General features: G+C 53.8%; 17 protein-coding genes and 1 pseudogene. 3 read left to right on the top strand and 15 right to left on the bottom strand.

Going from position 1 to position 18,537, the window contains the following annotated elements:
* Window positions 1–582 precede the first annotated feature (582 nt).
* A pseudogene (locus BM427_RS26430) lies at window positions 583–749 on the top strand (winged helix-turn-helix transcriptional regulator); the annotation flags it as partial.
* 85 nt (window positions 750–834) lie between these two features.
* Here BM427_RS26430 and sucD read toward each other — a convergent pair.
* The 8 genes from sucD to sdhC all read right to left on the bottom strand — a co-directional run bounded on the left by sucD (window position 835) and on the right by sdhC (window position 10,623).
* On the bottom strand, window positions 835–1,704 hold the full coding sequence (sucD, locus tag BM427_RS02710; protein ID WP_035885970.1) for a succinate--CoA ligase subunit alpha: 870 nt from the start codon (window positions 1,702–1,704) through the stop codon (window positions 835–837).
* Entirely contained in the window at window positions 1,704–2,870 is a 1,167-nt protein-coding gene (gene sucC / locus BM427_RS02705; protein ID WP_090118980.1) for an ADP-forming succinate--CoA ligase subunit beta, read from the bottom strand. The genes sucD and sucC overlap by 1 nt, the downstream gene beginning before the upstream one ends.
* Window positions 2,871–2,983: 113 nt before the next feature.
* Entirely contained in the window at window positions 2,984–4,207 is a 1,224-nt protein-coding gene (gene odhB / locus BM427_RS02700) for a 2-oxoglutarate dehydrogenase complex dihydrolipoyllysine-residue succinyltransferase (RefSeq protein ID WP_090118978.1), read from the bottom strand.
* The gene (sucA, locus tag BM427_RS02695) at window positions 4,207–7,029 is read right to left on the bottom strand and encodes a 2-oxoglutarate dehydrogenase E1 component (protein ID WP_090118976.1); all 2,823 of its coding nucleotides are present in this window, start codon (window positions 7,027–7,029) and stop codon (window positions 4,207–4,209) included. Before sucA ends, odhB begins: the two co-directional genes overlap by 1 nt.
* 350 nt (window positions 7,030–7,379) lie before the next feature.
* Window positions 7,380–8,096, bottom strand: coding sequence for a succinate dehydrogenase iron-sulfur subunit SdhB (gene sdhB, locus BM427_RS02690; protein ID WP_007373904.1), 717 nt, complete (start codon window positions 8,094–8,096; stop codon window positions 7,380–7,382).
* A 15-nt stretch (window positions 8,097–8,111) separates the two neighbouring features.
* A complete protein-coding gene (gene sdhA / locus BM427_RS02685) occupies window positions 8,112–9,878 on the bottom strand; it encodes a succinate dehydrogenase flavoprotein subunit (RefSeq protein ID WP_090118974.1) in 1,767 nt (588 codons plus the stop codon).
* On the bottom strand, window positions 9,878–10,225 hold the full coding sequence (gene sdhD, locus BM427_RS02680; protein ID WP_090118972.1) for a succinate dehydrogenase membrane anchor subunit: 348 nt from the start codon (window positions 10,223–10,225) through the stop codon (window positions 9,878–9,880). Before sdhD ends, sdhA begins: the two co-directional genes overlap by 1 nt.
* Window positions 10,219–10,623, bottom strand: coding sequence for a succinate dehydrogenase cytochrome b556 subunit (sdhC, locus tag BM427_RS02675; protein WP_090118968.1), 405 nt, complete (start codon window positions 10,621–10,623; stop codon window positions 10,219–10,221). Before sdhC ends, sdhD begins: the two co-directional genes overlap by 7 nt.
* A gap of 274 nt (window positions 10,624–10,897) precedes the next feature.
* Between sdhC and BM427_RS26425 the strand changes: the two genes are divergently transcribed.
* Window positions 10,898–11,056, top strand: coding sequence for a hypothetical protein (locus BM427_RS26425; protein WP_425280062.1), 159 nt, complete (start codon window positions 10,898–10,900; stop codon window positions 11,054–11,056).
* A 201-nt stretch (window positions 11,057–11,257) separates the two neighbouring features.
* Entirely contained in the window at window positions 11,258–12,544 is a 1,287-nt protein-coding gene (locus BM427_RS02670) for a citrate synthase (RefSeq protein WP_090118966.1), read from the top strand.
* A gap of 46 nt (window positions 12,545–12,590) precedes the next feature.
* Here the strand turns inward: BM427_RS02670 and nei are convergent, their stop codons facing one another.
* The 7 genes from nei to BM427_RS02635 all read right to left on the bottom strand — a co-directional run bounded on the left by nei (window position 12,591) and on the right by BM427_RS02635 (window position 18,236).
* Entirely contained in the window at window positions 12,591–13,382 is a 792-nt protein-coding gene (gene nei, locus BM427_RS02665; RefSeq protein ID WP_090118964.1) for an endonuclease VIII, read from the bottom strand.
* A gap of 15 nt (window positions 13,383–13,397) precedes the next feature.
* Entirely contained in the window at window positions 13,398–14,135 is a 738-nt protein-coding gene (pxpA, locus tag BM427_RS02660; RefSeq protein WP_090118962.1) for a 5-oxoprolinase subunit PxpA, read from the bottom strand.
* Window positions 14,125–15,057 carry a 5-oxoprolinase subunit PxpC gene (gene pxpC / locus BM427_RS02655; protein WP_090118960.1) on the bottom strand — a complete coding sequence of 311 codons (933 nt, stop codon included), beginning with the start codon at window positions 15,055–15,057 and terminating at the stop codon, window positions 14,125–14,127. Before pxpC ends, pxpA begins: the two co-directional genes overlap by 11 nt.
* Window positions 15,051–15,707 (bottom strand): 5-oxoprolinase subunit PxpB, encoded by a 657-nt coding sequence (gene pxpB, locus BM427_RS02650; RefSeq protein WP_090118958.1) that lies wholly within the window; start codon window positions 15,705–15,707, stop codon window positions 15,051–15,053. The genes pxpC and pxpB overlap by 7 nt, the downstream gene beginning before the upstream one ends.
* Window positions 15,708–15,718: 11 nt before the next feature.
* Window positions 15,719–16,462: a type 2 GTP cyclohydrolase I gene (locus BM427_RS02645; RefSeq protein ID WP_090118955.1), complete on the bottom strand. Its 744-nt coding sequence runs from the start codon at window positions 16,460–16,462 to the stop codon at window positions 15,719–15,721.
* 11 nt (window positions 16,463–16,473) lie between these two features.
* Complete coding sequence (gene phrB, locus BM427_RS02640; RefSeq protein WP_090118953.1) at window positions 16,474–17,886, bottom strand: deoxyribodipyrimidine photo-lyase; 1,413 nt, start codon at window positions 17,884–17,886, stop codon at window positions 16,474–16,476.
* A 143-nt stretch (window positions 17,887–18,029) separates the two neighbouring features.
* Window positions 18,030–18,236 (bottom strand): YbfA family protein, encoded by a 207-nt coding sequence (locus tag BM427_RS02635; RefSeq protein ID WP_090118951.1) that lies wholly within the window; start codon window positions 18,234–18,236, stop codon window positions 18,030–18,032.
* Window positions 18,237–18,537 lie beyond the last annotated feature (301 nt).

Here is an 18,537-nt window from a genome sequence, read left to right as displayed (position 1 = left end):
GCGAGCATATTAACTCGGAAAACCCTTACAATAAATAGGTTTTTATTGAGTTAATTTTACATTTTTCGACACCGATCAATTTATGCCCATCTTACCGATTTTTAGCCGATTTGATCTGCGACAATTTAACGATTTTCATAGTTTTTTCCAAGCATTTAGGTATTGATTTAAATCATTTTTAATTCTTTATTGTTAATTTTGTAGCCAGAGTACAATTGCAGTAAAAACATTGTTAACGGCATGTTCATTTTAACGTAATCAATGGTTATCAATCGGTGGGTAAAGATAAATAATGGCGCATGTATTTAACGTTTATCATCCGCAGAAAAAATGGGTCCTCCATGGCAGATAAGACATTTGAGAAATTAGACTTATTGCACATCTTTTTTATTTTACAAATATTTCACTATTGCGATTATCATACTTAACACCGCTCCGTGATTATTCTTTTTATTCTCGCGCGCACGAAAACCATTTTATTTTAGTGGTTATTATTCAGCGGTATCCAACGCTGTGTTGTGCAACGTTGGTGCGCAAAATCAGGCTCTGGTTCGTGACATGCAGCGCCTGTCCACCAAGTCATTATTCCCGGTGGTGGTGGCGCTGCGACAGTGGGGTGAACAGCATCTTTTTGCTCCTGATGAACCCCATTCCATATTGATCGATAGACAGAGCGGTGAAGCTATCCCCCAATGCTGCCGCAAGCGACTGACGGGCACCGTCTTACCGCTGCAAATACTGGAATACGTAATTACAACCATAAAAAAGGCCGCTACAGGAGCGGCCAACCATGTCGAGACACGTCTTTGCTCCCCTCATGGAGGAGCAATGGTTTTATTTAATAATAGATTTCAGGGCTTCGCCGATATCAGCGAGGCTACGCACAGTTTTCACCCCGGCAGCTTCCAGCGCAGCGAATTTCTCATCCGCTGTACCTTTACCGCCCGCGATGATGGCGCCTGCATGGCCCATACGTTTGCCTTTGGGTGCAGTTACACCTGCGATATAGCCGACAACCGGTTTGGTGACATGTTCTTTGATGTAAGCAGCCGCTTCTTCTTCTGCACTACCGCCGATCTCACCGATCATGACGATCGCTTCGGTCTGCGGATCTTCCTCGAACAGTTTCAGAATGTCGATAAAGTTAGAGCCCGGGATCGGGTCGCCGCCGATACCGACGCAGGTAGACTGGCCAAAGCCGTAATCGGTGGTCTGTTTAACCGCTTCATAGGTCAGTGTACCGGAACGCGACACAATACCGATTTTGCCCGGCTTATGAATATGGCCAGGCATGATGCCGATTTTGCACTCGCCCGGGGTGATTACACCAGGACAGTTCGGGCCAATCATGCGCACGCCAGCTTCATCCAGCTTCACTTTAACCGTCAGCATATCCAGTGTCGGAATACCTTCAGTAATAGTGATAATCAGTTTGATGCCTGCATCGACTGCTTCCAGAATCGAGTCTTTGCAGAACGGCGCCGGAACGTAAATCACGCTGGCTGTCGCACCAGTGGCTTCCACCGCTTCACGTACGGTATTAAACACGGGCAGACCCAAGTGTGTGGTGCCGCCTTTGCCTGGCGTTACACCGCCAACCATCTGCGTACCGTAGGCAATCGCCTGCTCGGAGTGGAAAGTACCCTGGCTACCGGTGAAACCCTGACAGATGACTTTGGTGTTCTTATCAATCAAAACAGACATTATTTCCCCTCCACTGCGGCAACAACCTGCTGCGCTGCATCCGTCAGACTTTTCGCTGCGATAATGTTCAGACCGCTGTCCGCCAGACGTTTGGCACCCAGCTCGGCGTTGTTACCTTCCAGACGGACAACGACCGGAACGTTAACACCCACCTCTTCTACCGCACCGATGATGCCGTCGGCGATCAGATCGCAACGCACGATGCCGCCGAAAATATTCACCAGCACCGCTTTCACCTTCTCATCGGAGAGGATAATTTTAAACGCTTCAGTAACACGTTCTTTAGTCGCACCGCCGCCTACGTCGAGGAAGTTCGCCGGTTCACCGCCGTGCAGCTTAACGATGTCCATGGTGCCCATCGCCAGACCAGCACCGTTAACCATGCAGCCGATGTTACCATCCAGCGCAACGTAGTTCAGTTCCCACTGCGCAGCTTGCGCTTCACGGGGATCTTCCTGCGACTGGTCGCGCATTTCGCGCAGTTCCGGCTGACGGAACAGAGCGTTACCATCAGCGCCCAGTTTGCCGTCGAGGCAGATCAGGTCGCCCTGTTTGGTGATGACCAGCGGGTTAATTTCGATCAGCGCCAGATCGCGCTCAAGGAAAATGGTCGCCAGCCCCATGAAAATTTTGGTGAACTGCTGAACCTGTTTGCCTTCCAGACCGAGTTTGAACGCCAGTTCGCGCCCCTGGTACGGCATCGGGCCAGTCAGCGGATCAAGGGTGGTTTTGTGGATCAGGTGCGGCGTCTCTTCTGCCACTTTTTCGATTTCCACGCCGCCTTCCGTCGATGCCATGAACACCACACGGCGTGAGCTGCGGTCAACAACCGCGCCCAAATAGAGCTCTTTGCCAATGTCCGTTGCCGCTTCCACCAGGATCTGGTTAACCGGCTGACCGTTGGCATCTGTTTGGTAAGTTACCAGGCGTTTACCCAGCCAGTTTTCCGCGAAAGCGCGAATATCTTCTTTGCTGTTAACGACTTTTACGCCGCCCGCTTTACCACGGCCGCCCGCGTGGACCTGACATTTCACCACCCACGGACCCGTGCCGATTTTAGATGCGGCTTCTTCTGCTTCACGTGGGGTAGCACAGGCATAACCAACCGGAGTCGGCAGACCTGACCGGGCAAAAAGCTGTTTCGCCTGATACTCGTGTAAGTTCATGTGTTCTATCCATCCTTCATTTAATTTGTCATGCCGGAAGCGCTATGGCCTACCGACCTGCAAAGCAGGTGTTTGTTATAGACCCGGCAGCCTGCGCCGCCGGGCAAAGGACACTACACATCCAGCAGCAGACGCGTCGGATCTTCCAGCATTTCTTTAATTGCGACCAGGAAGCCCACAGACTCGCGTCCGTCGATCAGGCGATGGTCATAGGAAAGCGCCAGGTACATCATCGGCAGGATTTCAACTTTACCATCGACTGCCATTGGGCGATCTTTAATGGCGTGCATGCCAAGGATCGCACTCTGCGGCGGGTTGATGATCGGCGTGGACATCAGCGAACCGAATACACCGCCGTTAGTGATGGTAAAGTTACCGCCGGTCAGATCCTCAACGGTCAGCTTACCGTCACGGCCTTTTACCGCCAGTTCTTTAATTTTCTTCTCGATATCGGCCATGCCCAGCGTATCCACATCACGCAGTACCGGCGTAACCAGACCACGCGGCGTGGAAACGGCCATGCTGACATCGAAATAGTTATGGTAAACCACGTCTTCGCCATCAATAGAGGCGTTCACTTCCGGATAGCGTTTCAGCGCTTCGACAACCGCTTTCACGTAGAACGACATAAAGCCCAAACGGATACCGTGGCGTTTTTCAAACGCATCACCGTACTGCTTACGCAGATCCATGATTGGCTTCATGTTGACTTCATTGAAAGTCGTCAGCATGGCTGTTGAATTTTTCGCTTCCAGCAGACGCTCAGCCACGCGTTTGCGCAGACGGGTCATCGGCACGCGTTTTTCTGAACGGCCAGCCAACTGCGGCGCCGGGCTGCTTGTCGGCTGAGCCGCCGGTTTGCTCTCGTCTTTGGCCGGGGCTTTCGCCAGATACTTATCCACATCTTCACGGGTGATACGGCCGCCAACGCCGGTACCTTTAATCGCGCTGGCATCAAGGCTGTGTTCAGCCAGCAGACGACGGATCGCGGGGCTAAGTGCGTCGTTATTTTGCTCTTCCAGCGACGCCTGCTGGCGCTGAGCTGGCGTGGATTCTTTCGCTTCAGATTTGGCGCTGCTCTCTTTACCCGAGCTGTTGCCCTCTTTCAGGCGGCCAAGAATCTGACGGGAAGTGACCGTCGTACCCTCGTCTTCCAGCACCGCGTCCAGAACACCGTCCGCTGAAGCCGGTACTTCCAGTACCACTTTGTCCGTTTCGATTTCTACCAATACTTCATCGCGTCGGACGCTATCGCCTGGTTTTTTGTGCCAGGTCGCGACGGTCGCATCAGCAACAGACTCAGGCAGATCGGGAACAAGAATATCTACGCTACTCATTATTTATCCTTTATTGAATCGACGTTCAGCGCGTCATTCACCAGATCTTGCTGTTGCTTCTGGTGAACGGACAGATATCCCACCGCCGGGGAGGCGGAGGCCGGGCGTCCTGCATAGCGCAGAGCTGCCCCAAAAGGTATCACATCACGGAAATGATGCTGGCTGCAGTACCATGCGCCCTGGTTAAGCGGCTCTTCCTGGCACCAGACAAAATCATGTACGTGCGCATAAGGTTTCAACGCGTCCTGCATCGACTGATGCGGGAACGGGTATAACTGCTCAATACGGACGATGGCGACATCCTTCTGGTCATTTTTACGACGCTGTTCAAGCAGGTCGTAATAAACCTTACCAGAACAAAGGATAACGCGTTTCACGGCTTGTGGATCCAAATCATCCACTTCACCGATCGCCGGCATAAAGGTGCCATTCGCCAGTTCATCCAGCGTGGAGACCGCCTGCGGATGACGCAGCAGCGACTTCGGTGACATCACCACCAGCGGACGACGCATACCGCGCAGCGCCTGACGACGCAACATATGGTAAACCTGCGCCGGGGTGGACGGGACGCAAACCTGCATATTTTGCTCAGCACACAGTTGCAGATAACGCTCCAGACGCGCGGAGGAGTGCTCCGGACCCTGGCCTTCATAACCATGCGGCAATAGCATTACCAGCCCGCACATACGGCCCCACTTCTGTTCGCCGGAGCTGATGAACTGGTCAATAACCACCTGTGCGCCGTTAGCGAAGTCGCCGAACTGCGCTTCCCAGATGGTCAGCGTACGCGGCTCCGCGGTGGCGTAGCCATATTCAAAAGCCAGCACGGCTTCTTCTGAGAGTACGGAGTCCCACACACGGAACGGGCCCTGGCCATTATGTACATGGCTCAGCGGTGTATAGGTTGAGCCATTGGCCTGGTTATGGATCACGGCATGGCGATGGAAGAAAGTACCGCGCCCGGAGTCTTCACCTGAGAGGCGCACCGGAATGCCCTCATCAACCAGCGTGGCATAAGCCAGCGTTTCAGCGCCACCCCAGTCGAACAGTTTCTCGCCATTCGCCATTAACTGGCGATCGGCATAGATTTTCGCCACACGGGATTGCATTTCAATGGCTTCCGGCACTGTGCTGATGCGTCTCGCCAGCTCTTGCAGGCGTTTCATCTCCACTTTGTTCGGGTAGCTCTCATCCCACTCGTGGTTGAGGTACGGCGACCAGGTAAAGGAGTGCATATTCATCGGACGCCATTCAGCGACCACACACTCGCCCGCATCCAGCGCATCGCGGTACAGGTTAACCATCTCCGTGGCATCTTCCAGCGTGATGGTTTTCTCCTGCTCCAGACGATCGGCGTAGATTTTACGCGGCGTCGGGTGTTTTTTAATTTTCTGATACATCAACGGTTGGGTTGCGCTCGGCTCGTCGGCTTCGTTATGGCCGTGACGGCGGTAGCACACCAGATCGATAAATACATCGCGTTTGAAGGTGTTACGGAAATCCAGTGCCAGGCGGGTAACGAAAGCAACCGCTTCCGGATCGTCCGCATTGACGTGGAAAATCGGCGCCTGCACCATCTTACCGATATCGGTACAGTACGGCGTAGAGCGGGCATCCAGCGGGTTCGAGGTGGTGAAACCGACCTGGTTGTTGATCACCACGCGTACCGTACCGCCCACTTCATAACCGCGCGCTTTGGACATGTTCAGGGTTTCCTGTACCACGCCCTGACCCGCCACCGCCGCGTCACCGTGAATGGTGATCGGCAGCACTTTATTACTGCTCGGCTCAGAGAGACGATCAAGACGCGCGCGTACGGAACCAATAACCACCGGGCTGACGATTTCCAGGTGCGACGGGTTAAACGCCAGCGCCAGATGCACCAGACCCCCTTCGGTCTCAACGTCAGACGAGAAGCCCATATGGTATTTCACGTCGCCAGTACCGAGGTGTTCTTTATGTTTACCGGCAAACTCGTCGAAAAGATCCTGTGACTGTTTGCCCAGTACGTTGACCAGCACGTTCAGACGACCGCGATGCGCCATGCCCAGCACCACTTCGCGGGTGCCGCTTTTACCTGCATGGCGAACCATCTCTTTCAGCAGCGGTATCAGTGCATCGCCGCCTTCCAGCGAAAAGCGTTTCGCGCCCGGAAATTTCGCCCCGAGGTAACGCTCCAGACCTTCAGCCGCCGTCAGTTCGCTTAAGAAGCGTTTTTTCTCTTCGCTGCTAAAGCTCGATTTTCCGGCTGCTGACTCAATCCGCTGCTGGATCCAGCGCTTCTCTTCGGTGCTGGTAATGTGCATGTATTCCGCGCCGATCGAACCGCAATAGGTCTCTTTCAGCGCTTTGATCAATTCGCCCAGCGGCAGGGTATCTTTCCCAATCGCAAAGGAACCTACGTTATAGCTGTTCTGGTAATCTGCTTCGCTCAGATCGTGGAATGTCGGATCCAGATCGGCAACGCGTTCTTGCTGCCATAGTCCCAACGGATCGAGATTCGCATGCTGGTGACCACGGAAACGGTAGGCGTTGATCAACTGCAGGACTTTGACCTGCTTAACGTTGGTGTCAGGGTCGGAGATAGAGGAAGAGTAACGTGAGGCATCTTTCGCCAGTTGACGGAAATAATCACGCGTTTTGGAGTGGAACTGATCCGGTTTGACTCCGGTGCCCGGTAACTGCTGGAACATAGATCGCCAGTTAGCATCTACCGAGTCAGGATCGGTTAAGAAGTCTTCATAGAGCTGTTCTATCCAGCTCTGGTTCGACCCAGAGAGGTAAGAAGAGTCCAGCCAGGCTTTCATTGCGCCGTTCTGCATCGTGATCCCTTAAGCATTGTTATGCTTACTTCGCCGTGGATAACTACGACGTACACCGAGTAGCGCACGTCCCAGGGTTCACTGCGGGCTCTTGGCGGCCCGCGAAGGAACCTTTAAAAACCGTTGAATAATCTGCTTCGTTCAGGCTGCGACGGCGTTGCGGCCTCACTCACCCTGGTCACATAGTTCACTATGCTCCCGGGGATTCGTTCAGCCGCGCCTTGTCTCGCTCTGAACGTCTTGATTATTCTTAATAAGACAACAGTTTTTAGAGGTTTCCTGATTTTGTATCGACAAACATCACTCATACTGTAGGCCGGATAAGCGCAAGCGCCATCCGGCCGGGTTAATTACGCACTTCTTTGCAACAACATCGACTTAATATGGCCGATGGCGCGCGTCGGGTTCAGCCCTTTCGGACATACACTGACGCAGTTCATGATGCTGTGGCAGCGGAATACGCTGAAAGCATCGCTCAACCCTTCCAGACGGCTGTCGGTTTCGGTATCGCGGCTGTCGATCAAGAAGCGATACGCCGCCAGCAAGCCTGCCGGGCCGATAAATTTATCCGGGTTCCACCAGAATGACGGACAGGATGTAGAACAGCAGGCGCAAAGAATACATTCGTACAGGCCATCGAGCTTTTCACGCTGCTCTGGTGCCTGTAAATGTTCTCTGGCCGGTGGATTTTGCCCATTATTCAATAAGTAAGGTTTAATCTTCTCATATTGAGCATAGAATTGCCCCATGTCCACCACCAAATCGCGGATAACCGGCAGTCCTGGCAGCGGGCGGATAACGATTTTCTGTTTGCCGTTGCCAAGTGCGGAAATCGGGGTGATACAGGCAAGACCATTCTTACCGTTCATGTTCAGGCCATCGGAACCACATACACCTTCACGGCAGGAGCGACGGAACGACAGTGTAGAGTCCTTTTCTTTCAACTGGATTAACGCATCCAGCAACATCATGTCACGCCCTTCTTCCGCTTCCAGCGTGTAATCCTGCATACGCGGCGCGTCGTCCACATCCGGGTTATAGCGATAAATCGAGAATTCGAGTTTCATCATCCTGTCTCCGCATTAATAAGTACGAATCTTCGGCGGGAACGCCGGACGCAGTTTCGGTTCCATGTTGACACTACGGCGCGTCATGGATTCCGTTTCTGGCAGATACAGGCTGTGGCACAACCAGTTCTGATCGTCACGATCCGGATAGTCGAAGCGACTGTGCGCGCCACGGCTTTCGGTACGGAAGTTTGCGGAAACAGCCGTTGCGTAGGCGGTTTCCATCAGGTTATCCAGCTCCAGGCACTCAACGCGCTGGGTATTGAACTCGCTCGATGTATCATCCAGACGGGCTTCTTTCAGACGCTCGCGGATCACTTTCAGTTGTTCAAGACCTTTCGCCATCGCATCACCTTCGCGGAACACCGAGAAGTTATGCTGCATACACTCTTGTAGCGCTTTGCGGATGGTGACCGGATCTTCGCCGCTGCGGTTGTTGTTCCAGCGGTTGAGGCGGGTGAGCGCCCCTTCGATATCTGATTCGCTGGCATCACGCAGCGTGCCCTGTTCAGCGATAGATTCTTGTAAGTGCAGACCCGCCGCACGGCCAAAGACTACTAAGTCGAGCAGCGAGTTACCGCCCAGGCGGTTGGCTCCGTGAACCGATACGCAGGCGATTTCGCCCACCGCAAACAGCCCCGGGATCACGACATCTTCACCCTTCTCGTTGACCGTCAGCGCCTGGCCGGTCACTTTGGTCGGAATACCGCCCATCATATAGTGGCAGGTCGGGATCACCGGGATTGGCTCTTTCACCGGATCTACGTGCGCGAAGGTGCGCGACAGTTCAAGGATCCCCGGCAGGCGCGATTCGAGCACTTCTTTACCGAGATGATCCAGTTTCAGTTTGACATGCGGTCCCCATGGACCGTCGCAGCCACGACCTTCCCGGATTTCGATCATGATAGAACGTGCCACCACATCACGACCCGCCAGGTCTTTGGCGTTCGGCGCATAACGCTCCATAAAGCGCTCGCCGTGTTTGTTCAGCAGATAACCGCCTTCACCACGGCAGCCTTCCGTCACCAGCACACCTGCCCCGGCGATACCGGTCGGGTGGAACTGCCACATCTCCATATCCTGTACCGGAACACCCGCGCGCAGCGCCATACCTACGCCGTCGCCGGTGTTAATGTGCGCATTGGTGGTGGACTGGTAAATACGGCCTGCACCGCCGGTTGCCAGCACGGTTGCGCGGGCTTTGAAATAGACGACTTCACCGGTTTCAATGCACAGCGCAGTACAACCCACGACAGCGCCATCCTGGTTTTTCACCAGATCCAGCGCGTACCACTCGGAAAAAATAGTGGTGTGGTTTTTCAGGTTCTGCTGATAAAGAGTATGCAACAGCGCATGGCCGGTACGGTCCGCGGCCGCTGCGGTACGTGCCGCCTGCTCGCCGCCGAAGTTCTTCGACTGACCGCCAAACGGACGCTGATAGATACGACCATCATCAAGACGGGAGAATGGCAGACCCATATGTTCCAGCTCAAGAATCGCTTCCGGGCCGGTTTTGCACATATATTCAATCGCGTCCTGGTCACCGATATAGTCGGAACCTTTTACCGTGTCATACATGTGCCATTCCCAGTTATCTTCATGGGTATTGCCCAGTGCAACGGTGATGCCGCCCTGCGCAGACACAGTGTGGGAACGGGTCGGGAAAACTTTGGAGAGCAGCGCACAGGTTTGTCCGCTCTGGGAAATTTGCAGCGCCGCGCGCATACCTGCGCCGCCCGCGCCAATGACAACAGCATCAAATTCTCTGACTGGCAATTTCATTACACACCCCACACCACAACGAATCCATAAATCACGTAAGCCGCCAGTGCCACAACAATAATCAGCTGCAGAATCAGACGTACAGCCAGCGGTTTAACGTAGTCGGTCAACACTTGCCACATGCCAATCCAGGCATGGATCAGAATGGAAAACAGAGCCAGCAGAGTGAAGACTTTGGTAAAGGCGGAGGAGAAGAAACCGGTCCAGACCACCCAGGTCAGCTCGCCATGCAGGGCGAAAAAACCCACCATATAGATGATGTATAACGTCAGGACGATGGCGGTAGCACGGACAAGAATAAAATCATGTACGCCGTTGCGTCCTAATGCGGAGGCGTTGCTTACCATACGAGAACTCCTGCGAGAATTGAAAGCACGACAGTGATCACAAAAGAAAGATTAGCGGAACGTTTTCCTGATTCGAAGGTTTCTTCCAGCCAGCCAAAATCCATCAGCACGTGACGAATCCCGCCGACAGCATGATACGCCAGCGCGGTGAGGATGCCCCACAGAATGAATTTAACGAAGAAGTTGTTCATGATGGCAGAGGCAGCAAGGAAGCCGTCTTCAGATGACAGCGACAGGCCCAATAACCACAGCAGAATACCGACAGCTACAAACGTAATGACGCCGGAGACGCGGTGAAGAATGGAAGCTATAGCCGTAACAGGAAACCGAATTGTTGTCAGGTCCAGATTGACAGGTCTTTGTTTTTTAACATTTTTTATCATGAATAACGCCCACATGCTATTCTTCTAGTTTCCTTCCTCCGGTCTGCGTGCGGGTCAGACAGCGTCCTTTTATATAACTGCTCGTCATGCAAAAAATTAGCTTCCAGAAGCTAAACGACAGGTTACAACGCTGGGTGGCTCGGGATGGCAGGGTATTCCGGAGACCTGGCGGCAGTATAGGTCGTTCACAAAATCATTACAATTAACCTACATATAGTTTGTCAGGTTTTATGCAGAACAGTGACGCTCATCACGATAACAACATTATTTTAAAATTTAATCATCTGATTTGACAAAAGTTAAACATTATTGTTACAAACTACGCCGAATAGGGCTTATAATTCGCAAAAGTTATGGGGTCTTGCTTTCACCTGAGAATAAGTTATGTAACAGTGTGATGGTATTGACCGATGTAATCAGGACAGTTATTAGTGATATACAGGTTTGATAAATTCGGACTGCTGAGACGCTGATTTGCTGTTTTTTCACTGTATTTTCAATGTGTACTGGCACGCGCCATTGCTCTGTACCCTGGTTCTCCCTCCCCACAGAGCTGCGAGCTAATAACAAACTGGTAACGTTGACGGGCAGTTGAAAGCAAATCCGGTAACTGGCAGTCTTAAGCAATAAGGCGCTAAGGAGACCGTAAATGGCTGATAAAAAAGCAAACATTACCTACAATGGTGACGCTGCTATTGAACTGGATGTGCTAAAAGGCACACTCGGTCAGGATGTTATTGATATCCGTAGTCTCGGTTCAAAAGGGGTTTTTACTTTTGACCCAGGTTTTACCTCTACCGCATCGTGCGAATCAAAAATCACGTTTATCGACGGTGACGAAGGTATTTTGCTACACCGCGGTTTCCCGATTGATCAACTGGCGACCGAATCCAACTACCTGGAAGTGAGCTACATCCTGCTATACGGCGAAAAACCGACGCAGGAGCAGTTTGAAGAGTTCAAACTGACGGTCACCCGCCATACCATGATTCATGAACAGATCACCCGGCTGTTCCACGGTTTCCGTCGCGACTCACATCCGATGGCGGTACTATGTGGCGTGACCGGCGCGCTGGCAGCGTTCTACCACGACTCGCTGGATGTGAACAATCCGCGCCACCGTGAAATCGCGGCGTTCCGCCTGCTGTCCAAAATGCCGACCGTGGCGGCGATGTGTTACAAATACTCCATCGGCCAGCCGTTTATTTATCCGCGCAACAATCTCTCCTACGCTGGTAACTTCCTGCATATGATGTTTGCCACTCCGTGTGAACCGTATGAAGTGAATCCGGTGCTGGAACGCGCCATGGATCGTATTCTGATCCTGCATGCCGATCACGAGCAAAACGCCTCCACTTCTACAGTGCGTACCGCTGGTTCTTCCGGTGCAAACCCGTTTGCCTGCATCGCGGCCGGTATCGCCTCGCTGTGGGGACCGGCGCACGGCGGCGCCAACGAAGCTGCGCTGAGAATGCTGGAAGAGATCAGCTCAGTGAAACATATTCCGGAATTCCTGCGTCGCGCCAAAGACAAGAACGATTCGTTCCGTCTGATGGGCTTCGGTCACCGTGTCTACAAGAACTACGACCCACGCGCTACTGTTATGCGTGAAACCTGCCACGAAGTGCTGCGTGAGCTGGGTTCTAAAGACGATCTACTGGAAGTGGCGATGGAGCTGGAACACATTGCGCTCAACGACCCGTATTTTATCGAACGCAAGCTCTACCCGAACGTCGACTTCTACTCCGGTATTATCCTGAAAGCGATGGGGATTCCGGCGTCCATGTTTACTGTTATCTTTGCGATGGCACGTACCGTGGGCTGGATTGCGCACTGGAACGAAATGCACGACGATGGCGTCAAGATAGCCCGTCCGCGTCAGCTTTACACTGGCTACGCCAAACGCGAATTCTCCTCCGATCTGAAAAAAGATTAAGTGTGAGCCCGCATATAGAAACGCGCCCGTGGGCGCGTTTTTTGTTTCAGCATTGGCAACCTGGACACCAGTAAAACGGGCGTGATGCGCGCATGGTCTTTTCGATGATCCCACCGCAGCGCTCGCACATATCACCTGCCCGGTGAAAGACCCGGAAGCGAAACAGCGCGCCGTGATGCTTGTTCTCATACACAGTGCCGCGCGTCTGCCAGGACAAACGAGGAATATCCAGCAACGCCTGCGCCAGCACGTCAAGCTGGGTATCATCCAGTTCGGCGGCATTATGCTGCGGTGCCAATGCGCAGTGCCAGAGGATCTCTACGCGTAAATAGTTACCCAGCCCGGCCAGAAACGCCTGATCAAGCAGCAACCCAGCAAAGCGACGGTGGCGAAAACGCGGCAATAACAGACGTTCTTTCACCTGTTCCGCCGTGAGTGTCATGTTTAGCACATCCGGCCCGAGCCGTTGTAAAAAGGGGTGCCGGGCCAGTTGTTCCGGCGTGAGTATGGCAATATCTGACGCACTGTAGAGCAAAATGGCTTTATCGGCCGTCTGTAATTTTACGCGCAGCACGCGGTTGGTTTGCGGCGTTTCACCCGCATTTACCACACGCCAGACACCGTAAAGCTGGTTATGGCTGTAGAGCGTCAACCCGCCAGAAAAGTGCGTCAACAGCGCCTTGCCACGTGTTTCAATCAGCTCAATGCACTGTCCCACCAACGCAGGGGCAAAATCGGTGAGCTGCGGCAGAGCAAACCAGACATCGGTCAGTGGTTTTCCCTGAACCGCCGCTTCAAGCATGTCTGCCGCCCGGCGGATTTCCGGTCCTTCCGGCATGTAAAATTCCTTGTGTTATTGTGCGGAAATGATCACTCCACGCTGGGTAAAAGCAGCATGCAGGCGGCGGGCAAACAGTAACGCATGTTCGCCGTCGCCGTGCAAACAAACCGTTTGCGCCTGCACGGGAACATACTCGCCTTCAATACTTTTGACACGCCCTACCAGCACCATCTCCAGCGTTTGCGCCAGTGCCACATTATCATCGTCAATCAACGCACCCGGCTCGTTGCGTGGCACCAGTCGACCATCACTGCGATAGCCGCGATCGGCAAACACTTCCTGGCGAGTGATCAGCCCCCTGTTTTTCCCGGCACGGATCAGTTCGCTGCCAGCCAGCCCGACCAGAATCAAATTCCTGTCAACATCGTGTACCGCACTGGCGATAGCGTTAGCCAGTTGCTCATCATTTGCCGCCTGGTTGTATAACATGCCGTGGGGCTTCACATGCTGTAATTTGCCACCTTCAGCATGCACCATCGCTGCCAGTGCGCCGATTTGGTACAGCATCTGGGCATACACTGTTTCTGGCGGCAGTTGCATCGCCGTACGACCGAAGTTTTCGCGATCAGGAAACGAGGGATGCGCGCCGATGGCAACTCCGTTACGCAGCGCTTCGCGTACGCACGTCAACATCATCCCGGCATCGCCCGCATGAAAACCGCAGGCGATATTGGCCGACGAAACCAGTTTCAACAATGCAGTATCATTGCCGCAGCCTTCGCCAAGATCGGCGTTTAAATCAATCTTCATGCGTTAACCGCCATGCCAGTTGTTCAAGATAACGATGTTGATCCTGCCGAGCATGCAGCGCTTCATCCAGTGAACACTGAACAAAATGCACCGGTTGCCCAAGGGGAATTTGCGCCAGATGGTACATATCAGCCTCAATAATGCAGGCAATACGCGGGTATCCACCGGTTGTCTGAGCATCATTCATCAGCACAATCGGCTGACCGTTTGACGGCACCTGTATCACGCCAGGTAATAAACCGTGGGAGAGCAGCTCGCGTGAAGTTGTCCGCAACAGTGGCTGCCCCTGTAAGCGGTACCCCATACGGTTGCTCTGCGGGCTTATCTGCCACGGCCGACGCCAGAATGCTTCCTGCGAAGCCGTGTCGAATTCATGATATTCCGGCCCCGGCAGCGCGCGAATGCGGTTGCCCCACAGCAGTTGTTTTACCCCCTGCTGGGCACGAAACTGCCGCTTGGGTTTTACCAGAGGCAGTGTATCGCCATCATGTAACAGTCGCCCTTCCAGTCCGCCGATAGCGGCTTTAAGATCGGTACTCCCGGAACCCAGCACCTCCGGCAGTGCGAAACCGCCTGCCACCGCCAGATAGCTACGCACGCCATGCAACGGGCGTTTCAGTACCAGCCGCTGTCCGGCTTTTGCTACAAAACGCCAGCCCGTCCACACGGGTTTACCGTCGAGCTTCGCTTCACAACCAGCGCCTGTCAGGGCAAACCAGCAACGGCTTTCGAACACCACCTCGAACTGGCCGAACGTGATCTCAAGCCCGGCCGTATCGGGTGCATTGCCCACCAGCGCATTGGCAATTTGCAGCGCAGGTGCGTCCAGCGCGCCGCAATAGCTAATTCCGGACTGGCGCAAACCGGTACGCTTACCACCCTGCAAGGTCGTGTAAATACCGGCGCGGATAATTTTCAACATACACCCTCCTTGCGCGGAATGAAGCGCAGCGTGTCGCCAGGACGCAGCAATGAAGGTTCTGCTAAACGCGGATTAAAGAGCGCCAAATCAGTGCGTCCAATCAGGTTCCAGCCGCCGGGTGTCTCCAGCGGATAGATGCCGGTCTGTGCGCCACCAATACCGACAGAACCCACCGTCACACGAACGCGTGGCTCAGCGCGCCGCGGCGTGGCCAGCGCATCCGGCAGGCCACCCAGATAGGGAAAGCCCGGCTGGAAGCCAATAAACCAGACCACGTAATCAACAGAGGCATGCAATTCCACCACCTGTTTTTCACTCATCCGACAATGTTCCGCCACCCGTCCGAGATCCGGACCAGCATCGCCACCGTACAGCACCGGGATCTCAATGGCGCGAGATTCCGGCTCCAGCGCCTCACTCTCTTCCCACCAACGCTGCAGGCGTTCAATGGCATCCAGCGCCAGCGTACCCGGATCGCGCAGCACAACTGTAATGTTATTCATCCCCGGAATGACTTCAGCCACCTCTGGCACCGTGGACAGCCGCTGCGTCAGCCGCCAGATCCGCTTTTGCGTCGCCAACTGTACAGGAGGCTCCAGCTCCAGTACCACGGCACTTTCCCCTAATAAATAACAACGCGCTCGCTGCACTTGTTTGCTCCTCAGGCCGGGTTCGGCATATCCACAAACGTAACGTCAAGGTCAGTATGCTCATTCAGCCAGTCGCTCAGGGCGCGAATGCCACCGCGTTCGGTAGCATGGTGCCCCGCCGCGTAGAAATGCAGCCCCTGCTCGCGCGCGGAGTGAATGGTCTGCTCCGACACCTCGCCAGTAATAAAGGCATCAACGCCAAAACGGGCCGCTTTATCGATAAAACCCTGTCCTCCGCCGGTACACCAGGCGACACGTTTCACAAGATCCGGCCCGGTATCGCCGCACCAGAGCGGCTTACGGCCCAACCGCGCTTCAATCCAGGAAGCCAGTTCCAGCCCCGGCACCGGCATCGCTAATTCGCCCCATGGCAACAGCGCTTCGATTTCTCCCTGCTGGGTAATACCGAGCAGTGACGCCAGTTGCGCGTTATTGCCCAGTTCCGGGTGCGCATCGAGCGGCAGATGCCAGCCATACAGGTTGATATCGTTCGCCAGGAGCGTTTTCAGGCGGTTACGCTTCATACCCAGAATAACCGGCGCTTCGTTTTTCCAGAAATAGCCGTGATGGACAATTACTGCGTCTGCCTGTTGACGTACCGCTTCATCCAGTAACGCCTGGCTGGCGGTCACGCCAGTGACAATTTTTTGCACCGTTTCCCGCCCTTCAACCTGGAGGCCGTTCGGACCGTAGTCACTGAATGCCGCACTGTTCAGTTTCTCGTTAATCAATTTTTCCAGTTCGGTATTTTTCATCAAAGCTCTCTTTACACTTTACGGGCGGCTTCATACGCCGCCAGGGTGACGACTCGCGCCTGTTTATGGTCCACAATCGGGCGAGGATAATCGAGATGTAGGCCTTGTTTATCCGCCCACACCCAGGGCTGATGGAGATGCTTTTCCGGCACCGCTTGCAGTTCAGGTAACCAGCGACGAATAAACTCGCCTCTGGCATCAAAGCGCTCCCCCTGCGTGGTAGGGTTGAAAATGCGGAAATAAGGCGCAGCGTCAGTCCCCGTTGAGGCAGCCCACTGCCAGCCGCCATTGTTTGCCGCCAGATCGCCATCGATCAACTGGGAAATAAAATAGCGCTCTCCGCAGCGCCAGTCGATAAGTAAGTCCTTGACCAGAAAGCTGGCTGCGATCATCCGCAGCCGATTATGCATCCAGCCAGTACAGTTCAACTGGCGCATTGCGGCATCAACAATTGGAAAGCCAGTGCAGCCCTCTTGCCAGGCCTCAAGCTGCTGTTGGTTTTCCTGCCACTGCACATTATCGGTCCAGGGGATAAAAGGTTTGTGCTTGCAAAGTGCCGGATGGAACATCATCAGATGACGGTAAAACTCTCGCCAGATCAGCTCATTGAGCCATACTGCGCCACTTCCGCCCTCGAGCGCCTGTGGCTGCTCGGCCAGCAAACGGCGCAGACACTGACGCGGCGACAACGCCCCCATCGCCAGCGCGGCGGAGAGGCGGCTGGTACCTTCAATCGCCGGAAAATCACGTTGCTGCTCATACTCTGCCGCCTGCTGCTGGCAAAAGTGGCGCAGCCGGGCAATCGCACTTTTCTCATCGGTGGGGAAAAGTTGTTCATCAAACGGCTGCTGCGGATAGTTAAGTATGATCGGCTTAGCGATGGGCAGCCCCGCTTCCCGCGCACGCGGCGCGGCCACGCATTCGGGCAGTTTTTCTTTTAGCCGCCGTAAAAAAGCGTTTTTGAACGGCGTAAAGACTTTATACATCTCATGATTGCCGGTCATCACACTGCCAGGTGCCAGCATCACGCTGTCATCAAACCCCTGACAGGCTACATTCGGCAGCGCTTTTTCTACCGCCGCATCACGCTGACGTTCATTGAATTCATACTGAGCGTTGTAAAACAGATGGCTTACCTGCTCGCTGGCACAGATTTGGGCAATGGCCTGCACGCAAGCAGCAAAGTCATCCACCTCGCGGTAGAGCAGCGGAATGCCCTTCTCCGCCAGTGACTGTTGCAGCGCATTAAGATAGGCGTTGAGTAATGCCGCCTGGCGTGGCGCCATGTGATGCTGCAGCCACTGTGCTGGTGTGGCAATAAAAAGCGCAATAACACGGACGTCGGGACACTGGCAAGCAGCCGCGAGCGCAAGATTATCATGTACGCGTAAGTCCGCGCGAAACCAGACCAGATGGGTGGCCATATCACTCCTTATGTCCGTAACGAAAGCGCAGCGGATCGTTAACCCGCTACGCCTGGCGGCACAGCGTAAATGTAGCAAAAAGGTTACCTCAAAAAAAAACCACCGCAAGGCGGTGGCTTAGAGGATTTGCTGTGTGTAATCGATTAATAAAAGTCGCAGGCCACTTTTTCGGCCTGGTCCATCCACACCGGTTTTTCACTGGTTTTCGCCCAGACGCGATGCAGGTAGCTGTAAAAACGTGCGCGATCTTTCCAGAACAACATCACCGGTAATGCCAGAACTCCTGCCAGAATGGCGAAAGCGCGGCGCATCAACACAACGTGTGTCGGAAACGCTTTATATGTGTTCATAATCCTCTCCCCTTTGTCAGGCCGGCAATCACTACCGGAAAATGTTCCCGCCTTACAGAAAACCAGTGCGGGTGCTGAAATCTGGTTAAAATAGTACCGCTTTATTTGTAATTTTACTACTCATCCGACCACTATTTTTCTGTCAATTCCGTGTTTGCTGGTACCTAAGCAGTAAATTAGTTACGAAAAGGTTAAATTAATACTAATCATTAGTTAAATTGTGGTTTATCCGTTTCATTACGCCGAAAGCCCCGAAGTTCTCCGCTTGCCCGTCCCGTCCAAGGTTGTTGGCTATTTTTAT

Origin of the sequence: Kosakonia arachidis, from assembly GCF_900116535.1 — a bacterium.
In the GTDB taxonomy this organism is placed as follows: Bacteria; Pseudomonadota; Gammaproteobacteria; order Enterobacterales; family Enterobacteriaceae; genus Kosakonia; species Kosakonia arachidis.
Note: the sequence above shows the minus strand (reverse complement) of the source record. Positions and strands in the feature narration are given on the sequence as shown.